Source organism: Plantactinospora sp. CA-294935, assembly GCF_050936445.1.
Classification (GTDB): domain Bacteria; phylum Actinomycetota; class Actinomycetes; order Mycobacteriales; family Micromonosporaceae; genus Plantactinospora.
Genome location: NZ_JBNJMU010000001.1, coordinates 1,566,759 through 1,586,099 on the forward strand (window position 1 = coordinate 1,566,759; position 19,341 = coordinate 1,586,099).

Here is a 19,341-nt window from a genome sequence, read left to right on the forward strand (position 1 = left end):
CGGCAACGCCTCCGGGTTCTACGGCGACCGGTCCAGCGCCTGGCGGGAGATGCTCGACGGCGGCGACCTCGACGTGCTGACCGGCGACTACCTGGCCGAGCTGACCATGCTGATCCTCGGCCGGGACCGGCACCGCGACCCGGAACTCGGCTACGCCCGCACCTTCCTCCGGCAGCTCGAACCCTGCCTCGGCACCGCGCTGGACCGGGGCGTGCGGATCGTGACGAACGCGGGCGGCCTCCACCCGGCCGGGCTGGCCGCCGCGCTGCGTACCCTCGCCGACCGGCTCGGGCTGCCGGCCCGGATCGGGTACGTCGAGGGCGACTCGCTGGACCGGCCGGGCACGCTGACCGCGAACGCGTACCTGGGGGCGTTCGGCATCGCCGCCTGTCTGGGTGCCGGGGCGGACGTGGTGGTCACCGGGCGGGTCACCGACGCCTCGCTGGCGGTCGGCCCGGGGATCGCGCACTTCGGCTGGACCCGGTCCGATCTCGACCCACTGGCCGGGGCGACCGTCGCCGGCCACCTGCTGGAGTGCGGCACCCAGGTCAGCGGCGGCAACTTCAGCTTCTTCACCGAGCTGCCGGACGGCGGGCACCGTCCCGGCTTCCCGATCGCCGAGCTGCACCCGGACGGCTCGGCGGTGCTCACCAAGCATCCGGGCACCGGCGGGGCGGTCACCCGGGAGACCGTTACCGCACAACTGTTGTACGAGATCGCCGGCCCCGACTATCTCGGCCCGGACGTGGTGACCCGGCTCGACACGGTCACCCTGGCCGACGCCGGGCCGGACCGGGTACGCGTCAGCGGGGCCCGTGGCACGCCCCCGCCGCCAACTCTGAAGGTCGGGGTCACCCGGCTGGGCGGCTTCCGCAACTCGATGACGTTCGTCCTCTGTGGACTGGACATCGAGGCGAAGGCGGCACTGGTCCGGGCCCAGCTCACCGAGGCGGTCGGCGGGGACGGGCTGGAGTTCAGGCTCGCCCGTACCGACCAGGTGGACGCGGTCGACACCGAGACGGCGAGCGCGCTGCTGCACGTACACCTGAGCGACAGTGACCCGAGGCGGGCCGGGCGGGCCTTCTCGGCCGCCGCCGTCGAACTGGCCCTGGCCTCCTACCCCGGCTGCACCCTGACCACCCCGCCCGGCGACGCCAGCCCGTACGGGGTCTTCGCCGCCGAGGAGGTGGCCCAGGAGCAGGTACGGCAGGTCGCCGTGCTCCCCTCCGGCGACCGGGTCGACATCGCACCTCCGGCGGTCACCGCGCCGCAGCACGCGGAGCCGCTCGCCGACCCGGACGGGGTGCCGCTCGCCGACCCGGACGGGGTGCCGCTCGCCGGTCCGGACGGGGTGCCGCTCGCCGGTCCGGACGCGGAGCCGCTTCCCGACCCGAACGGGGTGCCGCTCGCCGGTCCGGACGCGGAGCCGCTTCCCGGTCCGGACGGGGTGCCACCGGCCGAGACCGGCCTGACCCGGCGGGCACCGCTCGGGACGGTGGTCGGCGCCCGCTCGGGTGACAAGGGCGGCGACGCCAACCTCGGGGTGTGGGCCCGGTCGGACGCCGGACACCGCTGGCTGCGCGGCTGGCTGACCGTCGAACGGCTGCGCACGCTGCTGCCGGAGACCGCCACACTGCCGGTGCGGCGGTACGACCTGCCCCACCTGCGGGCGGTGAACTTCGTGCTCACCGGCCTGCTGGGCGCGGGCGCGGCCGGCTCCACCCGGTTCGACCCGCAGGCCAAGGCGCTCGGCGAACTGCTGCGCGCCCGCGTCGTCGACCTGCCGGCCGAACTGCTCCCCGCGCCACCGATGGAGGCGGCGGGGACCGGCAAGGCGACCCCGCAGGCCGGTGAGGCAGCGGGGACAGGGGAAGCGACACAGCCCGGCCAGGCGACACAGCCCGGAGAAGCAACACAGCCCGGCCAGGCGACACAAACCGGCCAGGCGACACAAACCGGCCAGGCGACACAAACCGGCCAGGCGGCGGGTCAATCGGCCGTGGCGGGGTCGGGATGAGCGAGCCGGAGAGCCTGGAACGGCGGCAGTTCCGGGAGCTGACCCGGCGGTTCGTCGCGCGCGACGTACTGTCCCAACTGGACGGGTGGGAGCGGGCCGGCGAGGTGCCCCGGGCACTGCACGGCGTCGCCGCCGAACTGGGACTGCTCGGGGTCGGCTTTCCCGAGGAGGTCGGCGGCAGCGGCGGCGACCTGCGGGACAGCCTGCTGGTCACCGAGGAACTCATCCGGGCCGGCGGCTCGTCCGGGCTGGTCGCCGCGCTCTTCACGCACGGCATCGCGCTGCCGCACATCGTCGCCGCCTGGCAGCGGGACGGTCGTCCGGAGTCGGGCGGTGCCGCCGAGCTGGTCGACCGGTACGTCCGGCCGACCCTCGCCGGTGCCCGGATCGGGGCACTCGCCGTCACCGAGCCGGACGGCGGCTCGGACGTGGCGGCGCTGCGCACGACCGCCCGGCGGGAAGGTGCCGACTACCTGGTCAACGGCACGAAGATCTTCGTCACCAGCGGGGTACGGGCCGACTTCGTCACCACCGCCGTCCGGACCGGTCCGCCGGGTGCGGCCGGCATCTCGCTGCTGGTGATCGACAAGGACGCACCGGGCTGCACCGTCGACCGCCGGCTGGACAAGCTCGGCTGGCACTGTTCCGACACCGCCGCACTCTCCTTCACCGACGTTCGGGTCCCGGCGCGAAACCTGGTCGGCGCCGAGAACGCCGGCTTCGCCGCCATCATGCGGGAGTTCGGCACCGAGCGGCTCTCCCTGGCCACCCAGGCGTACGCCACCGCGCAGCGCTGCCTCGACCTGACCCTGGCCTGGTGCCGGGACCGGCACACCTTCGGCGCTCCGCTGACCCGGCGGCAGGTCGTCCGGCACCGGCTCGCCGAGATGGCCACCCGGACGGCGGCGGCCCGCGGGTACGTCCGGCAGGTCGCCGACCGGGTGGCGGCCGGCGAGCCGGTGCCGGACGAGGTGGCGATGGCCAAGAACGCCGCCGTGGCGGCCTGTGACTGGGTGGTCGACCAGGCTGTCCAACTGCACGGCGGCCACGGCTACCTGCGCGACGCCGAGGTGGAGCGGCACTACCGGGACGCACGGATCCTGGGCATCGGCGGCGGTACCACGGAGATCATGAACGAGATCATCGCCAAGGGCCTGGGGATCTGACCGTGGGACATCGGGAGCTGGCCCGGCACGGGCCGGCGGTGGGCGTGAGGAGCCGAGGGTGAGCGTGTTGCGGACGGCCGTCGACCCGGCGGCTCGGGCATACCGGGAGAACCGGGCGGCGATGCTGGACCGGCTGGCGGAGCTGGAGAGCGCGCTGGACGCCGCCCGGGCCGGCGGCGGCGAGAAGTACGTGGCCCGGCACCACGACCGGGGCAAACTCCTGGCCCGGGAACGGATCGAGCTGCTGCTCGACCGGGACGCCCCGTTCCTGGAACTCTCGCCGGTCGCCGCCTGGGGTACCGACTTCCCGACCGGTGCCGGCGTGGTCACCGGGATCGGGGTGGTCGAGGGCGTCGAGTGCGTGGTCGTCGCCAACGACCCGACGGTACGCGGCGGCGCGGTCAACCCGTACACCCTGCGCAAGACCCAGCGGGCCGGCGAGATCGCCCTGGCGAACCGGCTGCCCATGATCAACCTGGTCGAGTCCGGCGGGGCCGACCTGCCCAGCCAGGCGGAGATCTTCATCCCCGGTGGGCGGGTCTTCCGGGACCTGACCCGGCTCTCGGCGGCTCGGATCCCGACCGTCTCGGTGGTGTTCGGCACCGCGACGGCCGGCGGGGCGTACGTGCCGGGGATGTCCGACCACACCATCATGGTGCGCGGTCGGGCGAAGGTCTTCCTGGCCGGGCCGCCGCTGGTCAAGATGGCCACCGGGGAGGACGCCGACGACGAGTCGCTGGGCGGCGCCACCATGCACGCCGGCACCTCCGGACTCGCCGACTTCGTCGCCGCCGACGAGCCGGACGGGCTGCGGCTGGCCCGGCAGTGCGTACGCCGGCTCGCCTGGCGCAAGCAGGGTCCGGCACCCCGGACCGCCCTGCCCGAGCCGCCGAAGTACGACCCCGAGGAGCTGCTCGGCATCCCCAGCGGCGACCTGCGGGTGCCGTTCGACCCGCGCGAGGTGCTGGCCCGGATCCTGGACGGCTCGGAGTTCGACGAGTTCAAGCCGGCCTACGGCCGCGCCCTGGCCACCGGGTGGGGCAACCTGCACGGCTATCCGGTCGGCGTCCTGGCCAACGTCCAGGGCGTGCTCTTCTCCGAGGAGGCGCAGAAGGCGGCCCAGTTCATCCAGCTCGCCAACGCCGCCGACACCCCGCTGCTGTTCCTGCAGAACACCACCGGGTACATGGTCGGCACCGAGTACGAGCAGCGCGGCATCATCAAGCACGGCGCGCTCATGATCAACGCGGTGTCGAACTCGACCGTGCCGCACCTGACGGTCAACCTCGGCGCCTCGTACGGGGCGGGAAACTACGGCATGTGCGGGCGGGCGTACGAGCCGCGTTTCCTCTTCACCTGGCCGAACGCCAAGTCTGCGGTGATGGGCCCGACCCAGCTCGCCGGAGTGCTCTCGATCGTGGCCCGGCAGGCGGCGCAGGCCAGGGGCCGGCCGTACGACGAGGACTCCGACACCGCCATGCGGGCCATGGTGGAACGGCAGATCGAGGCGGAGTCGACCGCGCTGCACCTCTCCGGCCGGCTCTACGACGACGGCGTCATCGACCCCCGGGACACCCGTACGGTGCTCGGGCTCTGCCTCTCCGCGGTCCACAACGGACCGGTCCGGGGCGCCGACACCTACGGCGTCTTCCGGTTCTGAACCGATGACCACCTCTGGTGCACACAACCCTGCGAGGAGGAGCGGCGGATGATCCGCAGACTGCTGGTGGCCAACCGGGGCGAGATCGCCCGACGGATCTTCGCCACCTGCCGGTCCCTCGGCATCGAGACGGTCGCCGTGCACTCCGACCCGGACGCCGACGCACCGTACGTCGCCGAGGCCGACGTCGCGGTCAGGCTGCCGGGCGCCGCGCCGGTCGAGACGTACCTCCGGGTCGACCTGCTGGTCGAGGCGGCCCGCCGGACCGGGGCCGACGCGGTGCATCCCGGCTACGGCTTCCTCGCCGAACACGCCGGCTTCGCCAGCGCGGTCGGGGACGCCGGGCTGACCTGGGTCGGCCCGCCCGCCAAGGCGATCGCGGCGATGGGTGACAAGACCGAGGCGAAGGCGCTGCTGGCCGACGCCGGGGTGCCGATGCTGCCGACGTACACCGCCGCCGGTCAGGTCGAGGCGTTTCCGGTACTGGTCAAGGCGGCGGCCGGTGGCGGCGGGCGCGGGATGCGGATCGTCCGCGACCCGGCCGACCTGACTCGGGCGATCGAGTCGGCCCGCCGGGAGGCCGCCGCCGCGTTCGGCGACGGCACGGTCTTCGTCGAGCCGTACGTCGAGCGGGCCCGGCACGTCGAGGTGCAGGTCGTCACCGACGCGCACGGCACCGTGCTCTCGCTCGGCGAGCGTGAGTGCTCCATCCAGCGTCGGCACCAGAAGATCGTCGAGGAGGCGCCCTCGGTCGCGGTCACCCCACACCTGCGGGCCGAGTTGGAGAGCGCGGCGGTGGCTGCCGCCCGCGCCGTCGGCTATCTCGGGGTGGGTACCGTCGAGTTCCTGCTCACCCCGGCCGGCGACTTCCACTTCCTGGAAATGAACACCCGGCTCCAGGTCGAGCACGCGGTGACCGAATGCGTCACCGGTACCGACCTGGTCCGGCTGCAACTGCTGGTCGCCGAGGGCGGAGCGCTGCCGACCACCGCCCCGCCGGTCACCGCACACGCGATCGAGGTACGCCTCTGCGCCGAGGACCCGGCCGCCGACTGGTTGCCGGCCACCGGCACGCTGCACCGGTTCGCCGTGCCGGGGGTCACCGCCGAGTTCGGCACCGACCCCCGGCGCGACTCCGGGCTGCGGCTCGACTCGGGAGTACGGGACGGCTCGGTGGTCGGGGTGCACTACGACTCGATGGTCGCCAAGCTGATCGCCTGGGCACCGACCCGGGACGAGGCGGCCCGGGCGCTGGCCGGCGCACTGCGTCGGGCGGAGCTGCACGGCGTGACGACCAACCGGGACCTGCTGGTCCGGGTGCTGCGCTCGGCGGAGTTCCGGGCCGGCGAGATCGACACCGGTTTCCTCGACCGGCATCCGGAGGTCTTCGCCCCGCTGCTCCCGCCGGACCGGGTCGGGCTGGCCGGGCTGGCCGCCGCGCTGGCCGGGGCCGCCGAACGCCGGGCCGCGGCCCCGGTGCTCGGCACGCTGCCGTCCGGCTGGCGCAACGTGCCCACCATGCCACAGACCATCGGGTACGCCGGCCCGACCGGCCCGACCGAGGTCGACTACCGGCTGGACCGCTCCGGCACCCTGGTCACCTGGGCGGCCCTGCCGATCGGCGCCAGGCGATCCGACCCGAGCGGGCAGCCCGAGCCGAGCGGGCGACCCGACGTGGTGCTGCTCGCCGCCGAACCGTCCCGCACCGTGCTGGCGGTCGACGGGGTCCGGCACGCGTTCGCCGTACGCCGGGTCGGGGCAGTCTCCTTCGTGGACGGTCCGGACGGTTCGGTGGAGCTGACCGAGCTGCCCCGGTACGCCGAGCCGGTACCGGAGCTGGCCGAGGGCTCGCTGCTGGCGCCGATGCCCGGCACGGTCAGCCGGACCCTGGTGACGGCCGGGCAGCGGGTCGCCGCCGGTGAGCCGCTGCTCGTGCTGGAGGCGATGAAGCTCGAACACCCGGTCGTCGCCCCGGTCGCCGGGGTGGTGACCGAGTTGCCGGTCGCCGCCGGCTCCCAGGTGGAGACCGGTGCGATGCTCGCCGTGGTCACCCCGGAGCAGCCCACGACACCAGGCCCGGAGTAGTCCGGCGCCCCTGGCCCGGAAGGGTCCGGCGCCCCTGGCCCGGAGTAGTCCGGCGCCCATCCCCAGCTCCCTCGCAGGAAGGCATCCCGCATGGACTTCGACCCCACTCCCGAGCAGCGGCAGCTCCGCGAGGCCGTCCGGGCCCTCGGCCAGCGCTACGGCCACGACTACTTCGTCGCCAAGGCGAAGGCCGGCGAGCACACCACCGAGCTGTGGGACGAGGCCGGCCGGCTGGGCTACCTCGGGGTCAACATCCCCGCCGCGTACGGCGGCGGTGGCGGCGGCATCACCGAACTGGCCATCGTCTGCGAGGAACTGGCGGCGACCGGCTGCCCGCTGCTGCTCCTGGTGGTCTCGCCGGCCATCGCGGGTACGGTGATCGGTCGGCACGGCACCGAGGCGCAGCGCCGGACCTTCCTGCCCGGGCTCGCCGACGGGTCGCTGAAGATCGCCTTCGCGATCACCGAACCGGAGGCGGGCTCGAACTTCCACCGGCTCGGCACGGTCGCCCGCCGGGACGGCGCGGACTGGCTGCTCTCCGGCCGGAAGTGCTTCATCTCCGGAGTGGACGAGGCGCCGTACGTGCTGGTCGTCGCCCGGGTACCCGACGACGGGCCCGCCGGGGCGGAGGGCGACGGCACGACCGACCCGGGCGGCGGTGGGCGCCCGACGGCCGACGAGCGGCTCCGCCCCGCGCTCTTCGTCGTCCCGACGGACGCCCCCGGGCTGACCATGTCGAAGCTGGAGATGGAGATCGTCTCCCCGGAGAACCAGTGGCTGCTCTACTTCGACGACGTACGGCTGCCCGGTGACGCCCTGGTCGGCGGGGCGGCCGAGCCGGGCGACCGGGGCGGGCTGGACGCCGGACTGCCGGCGCTCTTCGCCGGGCTCAACCCGGAGCGGATCACGGTCGCCGCAATGAGCGCCGGCACCGGCCGGTACGCGATCGAACGCGCCTCCACCTACACCGCCACCCGGCGGGTCTGGGGTCGGCCGATCGGCGCCCACCAGGGGGTCTCACACCCGCTCGCGCACGCCGCCGTCCAGGTGGAACTGGCCCGACTGATGATCGCCAAGGCGGCCACCCTGTACGACGCCGGGCGGGACGTCGAGGCCGGTGTCGCCGCGAACCTCGCCAAGTACGCCTCGGCGGAGGCGGCGGCGCTGGCCGTGGACACCGCGATCCAGGTGCACGGCGGCAACGGGATGACCACCGACTACGGGGTGGCCACCCTGCTCGGCGCGGTACGGGCCGGCCGGATCGCCCCGGTCAGTCGCGAGATGATCCTCAACTTCGTCGCCCAGCGCGTCCTCGGACAGCCGAGAAGCTACTGAGCACCCGGGGAGCCCATGCTGATGGCCGTCCGGCACTCCGCGTCGATCCGGTTCACCGGGCGTACCCGCCGGCCCATCCCCTCCAGCAGCGAGTCCTCGACGTGGAAGCCGTGGATCCGCAGCCGGTAGCGGGGTAGTTCCTCCTCGGTCGGGCAGAGCACCTGCGCCTCGACCCGGCCGGTCGGCACGTACCGGACGCCACCGCGCTCCTGGAGGATCACCATGCTGACGTCGTCCACCGTGATCACGTGCCCCCGGATCCGCTCGACGCCACCGGCCTCCGCGCCGGGCGCGACCGGCCCGCCGTCCGAGGCCGGCGGGGTGGTGCCGGTGCCGTCGTCGGCGGCCCGGATCGTGGTGACGGTCAGCGGCAGCACCGGAGTGGTGATCACCGGCAGCGCCGCCCAGCAGAGCATCGCCAGTACCGCCAACTGGGCCGTCATGGCGAGCGGCCGGGCCACCCCCACCGGTACGGGGCCGGTGACGAGCATCGCCAGCAGCGGCGGGGCCGCGATCACGAGTACCGCGAACGCCTCCCGCTGCTTCCACGCGTCGGCCAGGGTCGGCAGCATCAGCACGGTGTACCCGGCCAGCAGTGCGCCGAGGAGCAGCAGCCGGGGGATCCGCCGCTCGTCGAGCCGGGCCGGGCTGAGCTGAAACGCGGCCGCGAACGCCGGCAGCAGCAGTGGCAGGTAGAGGATCGGCCAGGTGGCGAGCGCGACGGCGAAGCTGGCGATCACCACCCACGGCGGGGTGATCGCCCGCCATCGGGCGAAGATCGGCGGATGCCGGCCGATCCGGTGCGACGGGTTGCGCTGGGCACTGGCCAGCAGCACGGCGCCGATCGCGAAGACCGCGACCAGCCCGGCCGAGACCAGCCGGGCGGCGGTGGTGACCAGCGCGGCGGCCAGGTTCACCGGATTCACGTTGGCGACCAGCAGCAGGGTGGTCTGCAACTCGCCGCCGGCCTCCACGCCCAGCCGGAGTACCGAGAAGATCGCCGGCACCCCGACGACCAGGGTCCAGAACGACTGGCTGGCCCGGGATCTCCGCTCCGCGGCGTCGGCGGTGGACGGCCACCCGACCGCCGCCCCTCCGTCCCGGTCACCGCCGCCGGTTGCGGAAGCGACCACCGGAACGTCAGATTTCGGCTCATCGGCCGCCGGCAGGTCGGACGCCGGCGGGCCGGACGCCAGGGCATCGGTCGCCGGCAGGTCGGACGTCGGTAAGTCGGACGCCGGCGGGCCGGACGCCAGGGCATCGGTCGCCGGAACGTCACCGGCCGCCGGCCGGCCGTCCACCGGCCGTCCACTCTCGACGCCGCCCCGGCCGGTCGGTGCGCCGGACCGGGGTGCCGTCGACTCCCGCCCGGAGAGGGTCACACCGGCGCCTTCTCGTCGAAGTCCACCAGGTCCGGGACGTTCAGCGGCGGCGGCTGCTGACGGTCCGGCCGAGGGAGCCACGGCCCCAGGTTCCGGTGGTACGCGCTGAGCCACGCACTCGTCCGGCCGGCGCGCCCCTCCTGGTAGCTCTTGTGCAGGAAGAAGGCGACCAGGTCGCGGAGCGCCGGATCGCTGATCGGCACCCCGATGCCGAGTTGCTCACTGGTGCCGAACGGCATGTCGACGATCTCGAACCTCGCCGGATAGCGGGAGCGGAACCCGGCGAGGATCGTCTCGTCGGAACTCACCGCGTCGTACCTGCCGTCGATGATCCCCTGCACGCAGTCCCGGACGTTCTTGACCACCAGCGTCTTGACGTCGTGTTTCTCGAGTTCGGCCTCGGTGGTCGACCCGCCTCCGACACAGATCCGCAAACTCGGGTCGCGCAGGTCCTCGATGGTGCGGATCCGGTTCTTCAGCGCGACCGGGATCATCACCTCCTGGGTGGTGACGAAGTACGGTCCGGCAAAGCTCACCAGCTTCTGCCGCTCCTCGGTGATGGAGAAGCTGGAGACCACCATGTCGACCTGCCCGCTCTGCAGCGCGGGAATCCGGTCCTCGGTGGCGAGCTGCACGAACTCGATCCGCTGGTCCCCGGCGTAGCCGAGCGACGCCGCGATGTACCGGGCGATGTCAATGTCGAACCCGACGTACTTGCCGTTGTCGTCCAGTACGCCCATCAGCGGCTCCAGGGTGGCGACCCCGATCCGCAGCTTGCTCTGGCCGTAGATGTGCGACTGCTTGAGCTTCTCCTGCACCGAGGGGGGCTCGGGACCGCGCTGGCTGTCGCAGCCCGCTCCGGCGGCGAGCAGCAGGGTGAGCACGACCGCCATGGTCGTGCCGAGCAGCCGTAGCCGGCCTCTGCGCGATGTCTCGGTCATCGACGGACCCCGGTCTGGGAGGGGGATGCTACCGCCGAGCGTAGCCGCCGATGCCCACTTCGGTAATCACCACCACGCGGAGGTCAGCTCGCCGTCAGGCTGGGCCCGGTGAGCCGGTCGACGCCCTTGCCGGCCAGGCAGCGGAAGGTCCGTTCGGTCCCGCCGGCCGGCGGCGGCAACACCTCGAAACGCCACGGGGCGACGTCGATCAGGGTGGTGGTGTGCCGGAAGACGGTCGCGTTGCAGACCTGGCGGACGGTGATGTCGTTCTTCACCGCCGCATGGTCGGCCGGGTCCAGCCCGGCTGGCAGGTCACCTTCGGCATAGGACTCCCAGGTGTGCCGGCCCGCGCAGGCAATCTCGCTGGCCTCCGCCGCCGTGCCCCGGAGCCGGACCGGCCCAAAACACTCCAGCTCGGCCGGGCAGCGGGCGGCCTCGGGCAGCGGCAACTGGCAGCCCGGCAGCGCACCGGTCCCGACGGACGGCCGGCTGGCGGTCGGACCGGCCGTCGTCGCCACCGCCCGCCCGCTCGGCGACGGCCCCGGCAGCCCTCGGGTGGCGAGGAACCAGGAACCGCTGGCGATGGTGGCCACCAGGACAAGCACGCCCAGACCACCGAAGATCCAGTAGCGCCGCTTGCGGCGGGGCCGGGAGATGGTGGGCTCGCCGCCCACCTCCGGCGGGCCGGAGCCGGGCCGGGGTGGCGGCGGCGTGTAGGACTTCGAGAGGTAGACGCTGGGCGGGGCACCACCCGAGGTCGGGGCCCCGGAGCCGGGGGCGCCCGAGACCGGCACGCCGGAGACGGGTGTGCGGGGCGAGGGCGTACCGGCGGGGGTCGAGGTCATCGCGGGGCCCGCCGGGCCGCCGCTCCCGGAGGCGGCGGCGCTGCCGGCCGGCGCGCCGAGGGCACCGGGTGGCCAGGACCCGCCGGAGACCGGAATCCCGGAGACCGGGATCCCCGACACCGGCACGCCGGCGACCACGTTCCGGTTCGGCGTGTTCGGCACAGCCGGCGGATCCAACGGTACGGCGACGAGCAGGTCCCGCAACTGCTCGGCGGTGGGCCGGTCGGCGGGGTCGTTGGCCATCCCGTAGCGGAGCAGGTCGAGCAGTGGGGCCGGTACGCCCGGCAGCTCCGGGATCGGCTCGGCGAAGAGCTCCAGCAGGGTGAGCAGTCCGGGGTTGCGGTCGGCCTGCCAGCGCGGCGGCTTGCCGTGCATCACCGCGTAGAGGGTGGCGCAGAGCGCGTACACGTCCACGGCCGGTGACGGTGGGCTGTGCCGGAACATCTCCGGTGGCGCGTACGCCGGGGTCAGCACCTCAAGGGTGATCGCCGTGTCCCGGGCCTCGGCGAGTACGGCCAGCCCGAAGTCGGCCAGCGCCGGCTCGTTGAACCGGGAGTAGAGAATGTTGGCCGGCTTGACGTCCCGGTGCAGTACCCCGAGCTGGTGGGCGTCGGCGAGCGCGTCGGCGATCTTCACGCCGACGTCGCGGGCCTCGACCGGGCTCAGCGGCGAGGTACGCATCCGCTCGGCGTACGACCCGTCGCAGAGTTCCATGATCAGATATGGGTGCTGGTCCTCGGTGACCCCGGCGTCGAAGAGGTCGACCACGTGCGGATGGGACGACATCCGGCCGGCCGCCCGCGCCTCGCGGAGGAATCGGCGCTGGTCCCGTTCGCTGTCCAGAGTCCGGTTCTCGACCTTCACCGCGACCTCACGCCCCACGGACTGCTGGGTCGCCCGGTACACGGTGGCATAACCACCCCGGGCAAATACCTGCAAATCCGTCAGGCCGGGCACGACGGGCAGCGGCAGCGCGCCTGGCGGGGTGTCGGTCACAGACTTGAAAATACCGGGAACATGAGCGGGTTCAGCCCCCCGCGCCCGTGGCTGTTACCGGCTGGTTGCCATTCCGGCGCCGGTCGTACCAGAGACCGGCGGCGGTGGCAACCGCACCGAGGCCCTCCCAGAGGGCCACTCCGAAGAACCGACCCGGCGCCACCCCGGTCAGCACCAGGACGGTGAAGACGGTGAAGGTCAGCAGCCGGAACGGCACGGTGAACCGGAAGAACGGCCGCCATTCGGTCCACGCGGCGAGCAGGTAGTAGACGCCCATGTTGAACGAGGCCATCGACGAGGCGGCGACGAAGGTCCGGGTGTGGTCGCCGGCGACCCGGTCGGCCGGGGCGAGCACCTCGAAGCCGAGCATGCCGAGCAGCCACTCCGGTCGGACCAGGCCGACGGCGCCGAGCAGCAGGGCGAGCCCTCCGAAGACGGCGATGGTCCAGCCTGCGGCCGAGCGGGGCAGCCTCACCTGCGATCCTCCGTGCCGGCGCCAGTCCGCTGTGGACGGCAGTGGATCTAGGCTAACGGCTGCCCGGGCTGGGCGGTATCCCGAAGATCGATGGAATCGAACCCGGCGGCCGGCGCCGTGATCTCCTCAGGGAGCCGCTGCCGGACCACCACCAGCCCCTCCCGGGCGGCCGGACCCGTCGACGGCCGGGCCAGCCGGGCCCGCAACTCCTCCGCCGCGGCCCGCTCACTGGTCTGCTGCGTCGAGTACGCCAACCGGACCGCCTCCTCGGCCGCCTCGACCGCCTCCGCCGGCTGCCCCGCCCCGGCCAGTGCCTCGGCCAGTATCCGAACGGCGATCACCCGACTGCGGATGTCCTCGCCCGGAGCCTCCACCGCCTGCCGGGCCCAGTCCAGCGCGACCGCCGTCCGCCCGTCGGCGAGCAGCGCGGACGCGTACCGGGCCAGGGCCTGGCGGCGGCTGAACAGCACCGACGGCACCGCGCCGGCCGCCGCGATCGGTTCGAGCAGGTTCACCGCGGTCGCCGCGTCGCCGTCGGCCAGCCGGCTCGCCGCGAGCAGCATCCGGGGACCGAGCTGAGTCGGCGCCAACGGGTTGTGCGGCTCCACCGCCGCCAGCACCGCCTCGGCGTCCCGTTCCGCCGCCGCGACGTCCCCCCGGTCGAGTGCCACGAACCCGCGCAGGGTGCTGGCGAGCCCGGTGAGCAGCGGGTGCGAGGTGCGCCGGCCGTACCCGAGCGCGTCGGTGAGCAGGTCGGTGGCGTGCTCCGGCTCGCCGACGCCGCGCGCCACCGCGCCGCGTACGACCAGGGCGAAGCCCCGGCCCCAGTCGTCGGCGGCGGCGGCGAAGTCCCGGTACGCCCGCCGCGCCTCGCGGTCGGCCTCGGCGAGTTCGCCCAGTTCGGCGGCGGCGAACGCCTCCACGGCGCGCAGCGTACCCACCGCCCACGCCTCGCTGACCCGCTCGCCGAACGGCAGGAAGACCTGGGCCAGCCGACGCGCCTCGCCGAGCCGGCCGGCGAGCAGCCGGGCGAACGCGGTGGTGCCGCGCAGCCAGGCCCGCCCCACCGGGTCGTCGATCTCGGCGAAGAGCCGCGCCGCCCGGCCGAGTACGGCGTCGGTGCCGGCGAAGTCGCCCCGGGTGGTGGTGACCCAGGCCAGGTTCTGGAGTGACCACGCCTGTCCCCGGGGATCGTCCGCATCCAGGTTGACCTGGTACGCCCCGGCGAACCGGCTGCTGGCCTGGCTCAGCCGGCCGCTGACGAAGTCGGCCATCCCGAGCCGCCGCATCGCCGACGCCCGGGGGCCCGGCAGGTTGTGCTCGGTGGCCACCTGCAACGCCTCCTGCCAGGAGCTCACCGCCCGCGCCTGGTCGCCCTGGGCCAGGTACGCCTGACCGACCACGAGCAGTGCCCCGGCCCGTACGGCGACGTCGTCCCCGGCGTTCGCCCCGATCTTCTCGGCGAAGGCGAGCGCCTCGGCGATCCGCCCCACCTGGAGCAGGGCGCGGGCGTGCACCAGCCGGTCGCCACCGGGTACCGACTCACCGGCGAGCCGGGCGGCCCGCTCGGCGTACTCGACGGCCTGTGCCGGCTCTCCGGCGGCGAGTGCCCGCCGGGCGGAGCGGCCCAGCGCCGCCATGCCGAGCGGCGCCACGTTCCGGGCGGTCGCGTCGGAGCGCAGGCTGACCACGTCGGCGAGCGCGCTGGCCCGCTCGGCGTGCTCGGCGATGAAGGCGTCGCGCTCGGCGGCCGGCAGCCCGCTCGCCCCGGTGCCGGCCCGGACCGCCTCGCCCGGACCGGTCCCCGGGTCCGGCGGCGCGGCCCACTCGGCGAGCGCGGCGTGCCGGTCGGCGAGATCGGCCTTGCCGATGCCGGCGTAGACGGCCTCCCGCATCAGCGGGGTGGCGAAGATGTAGCCGTCCCGGTTGCGGTGCAGCATCCGGCGCTGGAGCAGCTCCTCGACGGCCCGCTCCAGCTCGACCGCGACGACCGCGGTCGGCCGCCCCTCACGCCCGGCCCGCCGCTCGCGCAGCGCCTCCAGCGCACCGGCCGGCACCGTGTCGCCGACCACCGCGGCGTCCCGCAGCGCCGCCCGGGCGTCGGGCGGCAACGCGTCGATCCGGGCCGCCAGCACGGCGGCGAGGTCGCGGGAGAGCAGCCGGCTGCCCAGCGAACCGGGCGCCAGCCGCCAGACGCCGGCGGCTCCCGCAACGGTGCCGCCGACCGGACTCACCCCGCCGACCGGGGCGGATGTCGAGGCCGCTCCCGGCCCCGCTCGCTGCGCCTCGTCCCCGCCGACCGTTCCGCCGGTCCCTCCGCCGACCGTTCCGCCGGTCCGCCCGGCCGGGGCGTTGGGCCCGGCCGCGCCGGGTCGCACGGCGGAGCCGGCGACACCGGTACCCGGGGCGACGGCCTGGCCGGCGCCGGAGGGCCGGGCCGGTGCCCGGCCCAGCACGGTGGTCAGCGCGCCCCGCTCCATCAGCAGCGTGACCAGCTCGGCCAGGTAGAACGGGTTGCCCTGGGCGGTGGCGAGCAGCCGGTCCACGTCGGCCTGGGGCAGCCGCCCCCCGCCGAGGTAGGCGGTCAGCAGCCGGGCGGCGTCCGCACCGCGCAGCGGCGGCAGGGCGTGCACCTCGGCGTCGGCCACCCGGGTCAGCGCACCGGCGGTGCGGACCAGCTCGGGGCGGCCGAGCAGTAGCACCAGCACCGGCCCGGTCAGCCGGGACAGCGTCACGCCGAGCGCGTCGGTGGTCTCCGGGGTGGCGTCGTGCAGGTCGTCGACGATGACCGCGAGCGGGGTCTCGGCGGCGAGTGCGCTGAGCAGTTCGGCGACGGCGACCGGGATCGCGTCGGCGTCCGGGCCGGGTTCGCCGGCCGACCACTCGGCGGGGCCCGCCGGCACGGTGCCGTGCGCCGGAGGCAGCTCGGCGTAGCCCAGCAGGGCGAGCAGGAGGTCGACGGCGACCGGTGGCGGGTCGGGGCGATGCCGGGAGAGCCGCTGGCCCAGCCGGCGCAGCCGCTCCTCGACCACCGGTCGGGTGACGGCGGTGGCCGGGCCGTCCGGCAGGCCGACCGCCGCCCGGACCAGGTCGGCGAGCGGGGCGAGCCGGCGGCGCTCCCCGAACGCCGCGCACTTGACCGAGAGCACCCGGGCGCCAGTGTGCGTCGCGTACCGGCCGGCACCGACGTCGTAACCGGCGGCCAGCCGTTCCACCTCGGCGGCGAACCGGGACTTGCCGATCCCCGCCTCGGCGGTCATCAGCAGCACCCGGGGCTGCCCCTGGTCGATCACCTCGGCGAGTCGACCGGCCACCCGGCCGATCTCGGTCTCCCGACCGACGAAGGGCGCCTCGTCACCGAGCCCGGACCGGGTGCCGGGCGCGTCCAGCAGGCCCAGCAACTCGTACGCCTCGACCGGCTCCCGCTTGCCCTTCAGCCGCAGCGGCCGGAGCTGCCGCCAGGAGGCGACCCGCCGGCTGGCCGCCGCCGTCCGGGCACCGGCGTAGACGGCGCCGATCGCGGCGGCGTCGGCCAGCCGGGCGGCGGTGTTCACGGTGTCGCCGATGACGGTGTATTCGATCGACGCCTGGATGCCGGCGACCACGTCACCGGTGTTGAGCCCGACCCGCAGCCCGAGCGGGGCCCCGCCGCCCTGCTCGTCGTCGAGGACCCGGCGTACGGCGCGCTGCATGGAGAGCGCCGCCCGGACCGCCCGCTCGGCGTCGTCCTCGTGCGCGACGGGTGCGCCGAAGACGGCCATGATCCCGTCGCCGGTCAGCTTGTCGACGTGCCCGCCGAAGGTCTTGACCGCACCGGCGAGCGCGGCGAGGACCCGGTCGGTGACCGTACTGACCCGCTCCGGGTCAAGATCCTCCGACCAGGAGGTAAAATCGGACAGATCGCCGAAGAGTACCGTTACCACCCGGCGCTCCGCCTCTGGCAGGGTCGCGGCAGCCGGCAGCGCGACTCCGCAGTTGTGGCAGAACCGCGCACCGGGTACGGCAACGGTTCCACACACCGGGCAGGTCACGGATTTTCCAACCCACCGGCCCCCGGGCCGGATTCCCGGTTCTCTTGATCGAGATAGGCGAGTTGGGCCCGGACGGACCATTCGGCCGCCGACCAGAGCGACCGGTCCACGTCCGCGTAGACCACCGCCACCACCTCGGCGGCGGTGCGCGCCCCCCGGCTCACCGCCGTGCGGACCTGGTCGAGCCGGGCCTGCCGGTGGGCCAGGTAGAACCGGGCCGCGACGGCGCAGTCGGCCAACGGCGGGCCGTGCCCGGGCAGCACCGGCACCCCGGCGAACTCGGTCAGTGTCTCCAGGCTCTCCAGATAGTTCCCCAGGTCGCCGTCGGGGTGCGCGACGATCGTGGTGCCCCGGCCCAGGATGGTGTCGCCGGTGAAGACGGCCCGCTCGTCACCACCCTCGACCAGGAAGCAGAGCGAGTCGGCGGTGTGCCCGGGGGTGATCAACAGCCGGATCCGGAGACCGGCCAGCTCGATCGTCGACCACCCGCAGCGGAAGGTCAGCGGCTCGGCGCCGGTCAGCTCCAGGAAGCGGTCCAACCCCTCGGTGTGGTCGGGGTGGCCGTGCGTGACCAGCACCCCGGCCACCGGCCCGTGCGCGGCCACCGCGGCCAGGTGGCCCTCGTCGAGCGGGCCCGGGTCGACCACGACCACCTCACCCGTGCCCGGGACGCCCAGCACCCAGGTGTTGGTGCCGTCCAGGGTCATCGGCCCCGGGTTGGGGGCACGGACCAGCGTCGCCCAGCTCGGTAGCTGGTCGGCCAGCGCCGCCGCCGGCGCGGTCACGTGCCCGGTCATGGCTGAGATGGTACGACCCGCAGGCGACAGCACCGTGACCTGCCGGTGTCGCCCGTCGGACAAGCCACCCCGGCGTTCCGCCCAGCGGTCCTCGGCCCGGACCCGGTCAGCCGGCCGGGTGGCCTGGTCAGCCGGTCGTGCGGCGAGTTCTGTCACCGCGGCGCGCGGTGCCGGTCCCGCACCGCCGGCCCGGCTCCGGCAACCCCTCGACTCAGCCGGCCGCCCACTCCGGTCCGGGGTCACGGTGACGTTCTGGGCCGGGACGGCCGCACGGGTCCTCCGGGCGGCCCCGGCGCTACCTGATCGGGTGCCTCACCCGGATCAGGCCACCTCGACGATGACCTCGACCTCGACCGGCGCGCCCAGCGGCAGTTCGGCGACCCCGACCGCGCTGCGGGCGTGCCGGCCCGCTTCACCGAAGACGGTGCCGAAGAGTTCCGAGGCGCCGTTGACCACGCCGGGCTGCCCGGTGAACCCGTCGGCGGAGGCCACGAATCCGGTCACCTTGACGATCTTGACAACGCTCTCCAGGCCCACCAGCGTGTCGATCGCGGCCAGCGCGTTCAGCGCGCACTGCGCGGCCAGGTCCTTCGCCTGCTCGGCCGAGACACCCGCGCCGACCCTGCCGGTGGCCAGCAGCTTGCCGTCGCGAAACGGCAACTGGCCGGAGACGTACACCTGGCGACCGGACTGGACGGCCGGTACGTACGAGGCCAGCGGTGGCACCACCTCGGGCAGTACGAGGCCCAGTTCGGCGAGCTTGCCGTGTGGTCCAGCCGTCACGACTTGGCCCGCTTGAGGTACGCGACGAGCTGCTCAGGGTTCGGGCCGGGTATCACCGCCACCAGTTCCCAACCGTCCTCGCCCCAGTTGTCGAGAATCTGCTTGGTGGCGTGCGTGAGCAGCGGCACCGTGGCGTACTCCCACTTCTGCATCGCTAGAGGTCTCCTCGTCTCGGGCTTGTCGGCGACAGCCTACGGGCTGCGGCCACCGCGGTACGCGTACGCCTCCCGATCGGTGGGGCGGAGCTGTCCCGATCCCGCGCCGGACCGTGGCTGCCCCGGTTGGCCGGGGCGGGATACCCTCGCCGGGCCGGGTCGCCACAGTTCCGCCGCCGCACCTTCCGACCACGCCAGCCCTCCCGACCCGCCGGCCGGCGCCTTGACCACCGCACCGGGGGCCTGCGGGGATTGGGGAGACCATGAGGCAACCGTCCGACGGCGACGAACCCGCCCGCCCGCCGGCCGAATCCTCGCCACAGACCGGGCCCGCCGGACCAGTCCCGGACATCGAGCCGACCGGACCGGCACCGCAGGCCGAACCGACCGAACCGACACCACAGCCCGAACCGACCGAACCGACACCACAGCCCGAACCGACCGGACCGGCATCGATCGACGTGCCGGAACGACCGGAAGGACCGGCCGGCGGGTCGACCGAACCGACACGCCCGGCCGAGGTTCCGGCGTCGGCGGAATCCTCGTCGAAGGTCGCCTCGCCGGTCGACGCGTCCGCCAACACGCCGTCCGACCACGAGCCGACGGAGCCGGCCTCTCCGGCGGAGACCGCAGAGCCACCGACCGCTCCCGCCGAGACCGCAGAGCCACCGAC

Annotated in this window: 12 protein-coding genes and 2 pseudogenes; 5 read left to right on the top strand and 9 right to left on the bottom strand. The window is 74.3% G+C overall.

Annotated features, from left to right (window positions below; genetic code table 11):
- Positions 1–49: 49 nt before the first annotated feature.
- The 5 genes from ACQEVC_RS07085 (at position 50) to ACQEVC_RS07105 (ending at position 8,263) form a co-directional block, all read left to right on the top strand.
- Positions 50–2,017, top strand: coding sequence for an acyclic terpene utilization AtuA family protein (locus tag ACQEVC_RS07085; RefSeq protein WP_432891114.1), 1,968 nt, complete (start codon positions 50–52; stop codon positions 2,015–2,017).
- Entirely contained in the window at positions 2,014–3,183 is a 1,170-nt protein-coding gene (locus tag ACQEVC_RS07090; protein WP_432874340.1) for an acyl-CoA dehydrogenase family protein, read from the top strand. The genes ACQEVC_RS07085 and ACQEVC_RS07090 overlap by 4 nt, the downstream gene beginning before the upstream one ends.
- A 121-nt stretch (positions 3,184–3,304) precedes the next feature.
- Positions 3,305–4,843, top strand: a complete 1,539-nt coding sequence (locus ACQEVC_RS07095) for an acyl-CoA carboxylase subunit beta (protein ID WP_432891116.1) — start codon at positions 3,305–3,307, stop codon at positions 4,841–4,843.
- A gap of 48 nt (positions 4,844–4,891) precedes the next feature.
- Complete coding sequence (locus ACQEVC_RS07100) at positions 4,892–6,928, top strand: biotin carboxylase N-terminal domain-containing protein (protein ID WP_432874342.1); 2,037 nt, start codon at positions 4,892–4,894, stop codon at positions 6,926–6,928.
- A gap of 90 nt (positions 6,929–7,018) precedes the next feature.
- Entirely contained in the window at positions 7,019–8,263 is a 1,245-nt protein-coding gene (locus ACQEVC_RS07105) for an acyl-CoA dehydrogenase family protein (RefSeq protein ID WP_432874344.1), read from the top strand.
- On the opposite strand, the gene ACQEVC_RS07110 is transcribed toward ACQEVC_RS07105, so the two are convergent.
- The 9 genes and pseudogenes from ACQEVC_RS07110 to ACQEVC_RS07150 form a co-directional block, all read right to left on the bottom strand.
- Positions 8,257–9,645 (bottom strand): hypothetical protein, encoded by a 1,389-nt coding sequence (locus ACQEVC_RS07110; RefSeq protein ID WP_432874346.1) that lies wholly within the window; start codon positions 9,643–9,645, stop codon positions 8,257–8,259. The two genes, ACQEVC_RS07105 and ACQEVC_RS07110, sit on opposite strands and share 7 nt — an antisense overlap.
- Positions 9,642–10,586 (bottom strand): transporter substrate-binding domain-containing protein, encoded by a 945-nt coding sequence (locus tag ACQEVC_RS07115; protein WP_432874347.1) that lies wholly within the window; start codon positions 10,584–10,586, stop codon positions 9,642–9,644. Before ACQEVC_RS07115 ends, ACQEVC_RS07110 begins: the two co-directional genes overlap by 4 nt.
- Before the next feature lie 83 nt (positions 10,587–10,669).
- Entirely contained in the window at positions 10,670–12,427 is a 1,758-nt protein-coding gene (locus ACQEVC_RS07120) for a serine/threonine-protein kinase (RefSeq protein WP_432874349.1), read from the bottom strand.
- Between the two features lie 31 nt (positions 12,428–12,458).
- Positions 12,459–12,902, bottom strand: a complete 444-nt coding sequence (locus ACQEVC_RS07125) for a hypothetical protein (protein ID WP_432874351.1) — start codon at positions 12,900–12,902, stop codon at positions 12,459–12,461.
- 188 nt (positions 12,903–13,090) lie between these two features.
- Positions 13,091–15,112, bottom strand: a pseudogene (locus ACQEVC_RS07130) (adenylate/guanylate cyclase domain-containing protein); the annotation flags it as partial.
- A gap of 249 nt (positions 15,113–15,361) precedes the next feature.
- Positions 15,362–16,933, bottom strand: a pseudogene (locus tag ACQEVC_RS07135) (adenylate/guanylate cyclase domain-containing protein); the annotation flags it as partial.
- Positions 16,930–17,730: an MBL fold metallo-hydrolase gene (locus ACQEVC_RS07140; protein WP_432874353.1), complete on the bottom strand. Its 801-nt coding sequence runs from the start codon at positions 17,728–17,730 to the stop codon at positions 16,930–16,932. The pseudogene ACQEVC_RS07135 and the gene ACQEVC_RS07140, both read right to left, overlap by 4 nt.
- 321 nt (positions 17,731–18,051) lie before the next feature.
- The gene (locus tag ACQEVC_RS07145) at positions 18,052–18,513 is read right to left on the bottom strand and encodes a RidA family protein (protein ID WP_318396870.1); all 462 of its coding nucleotides are present in this window, start codon (positions 18,511–18,513) and stop codon (positions 18,052–18,054) included.
- Positions 18,510–18,665 (bottom strand): DUF4177 domain-containing protein, encoded by a 156-nt coding sequence (locus ACQEVC_RS07150; RefSeq protein WP_130465462.1) that lies wholly within the window; start codon positions 18,663–18,665, stop codon positions 18,510–18,512. Before ACQEVC_RS07150 ends, ACQEVC_RS07145 begins: the two co-directional genes overlap by 4 nt.
- Between the last annotated feature and the right edge of the window lie 676 nt (positions 18,666–19,341).

What these genes read in the sequence shown, in the direction of transcription:
- ACQEVC_RS07085 (WP_432891114.1), top strand. Translation starts at nt 50, where the DNA reads ATGCTCGACGGCGGCGACCTCGACGTGCTGACCGGCGACTACCTGGCC.
- ACQEVC_RS07090 (WP_432874340.1), top strand. Translation starts at nt 2,014, where the DNA reads ATGAGCGAGCCGGAGAGCCTGGAACGGCGGCAGTTCCGGGAGCTGACC.
- ACQEVC_RS07095 (WP_432891116.1), top strand. Translation starts at nt 3,305, where the DNA reads ATGCTGGACCGGCTGGCGGAGCTGGAGAGCGCGCTGGACGCCGCCCGG.
- ACQEVC_RS07100 (WP_432874342.1), top strand. Translation starts at nt 4,892, where the DNA reads ATGATCCGCAGACTGCTGGTGGCCAACCGGGGCGAGATCGCCCGACGG.
- ACQEVC_RS07105 (WP_432874344.1), top strand. Translation starts at nt 7,019, where the DNA reads ATGGACTTCGACCCCACTCCCGAGCAGCGGCAGCTCCGCGAGGCCGTC.
- ACQEVC_RS07115 (WP_432874347.1), bottom strand. Translation starts at nt 10,586, where the DNA reads ATGACCGAGACATCGCGCAGAGGCCGGCTACGGCTGCTCGGCACGACC.
- ACQEVC_RS07140 (WP_432874353.1), bottom strand. Translation starts at nt 17,730, where the DNA reads ATGACCGGGCACGTGACCGCGCCGGCGGCGGCGCTGGCCGACCAGCTA.
- ACQEVC_RS07150 (WP_130465462.1), bottom strand. Translation starts at nt 18,665, where the DNA reads ATGCAGAAGTGGGAGTACGCCACGGTGCCGCTGCTCACGCACGCCACC.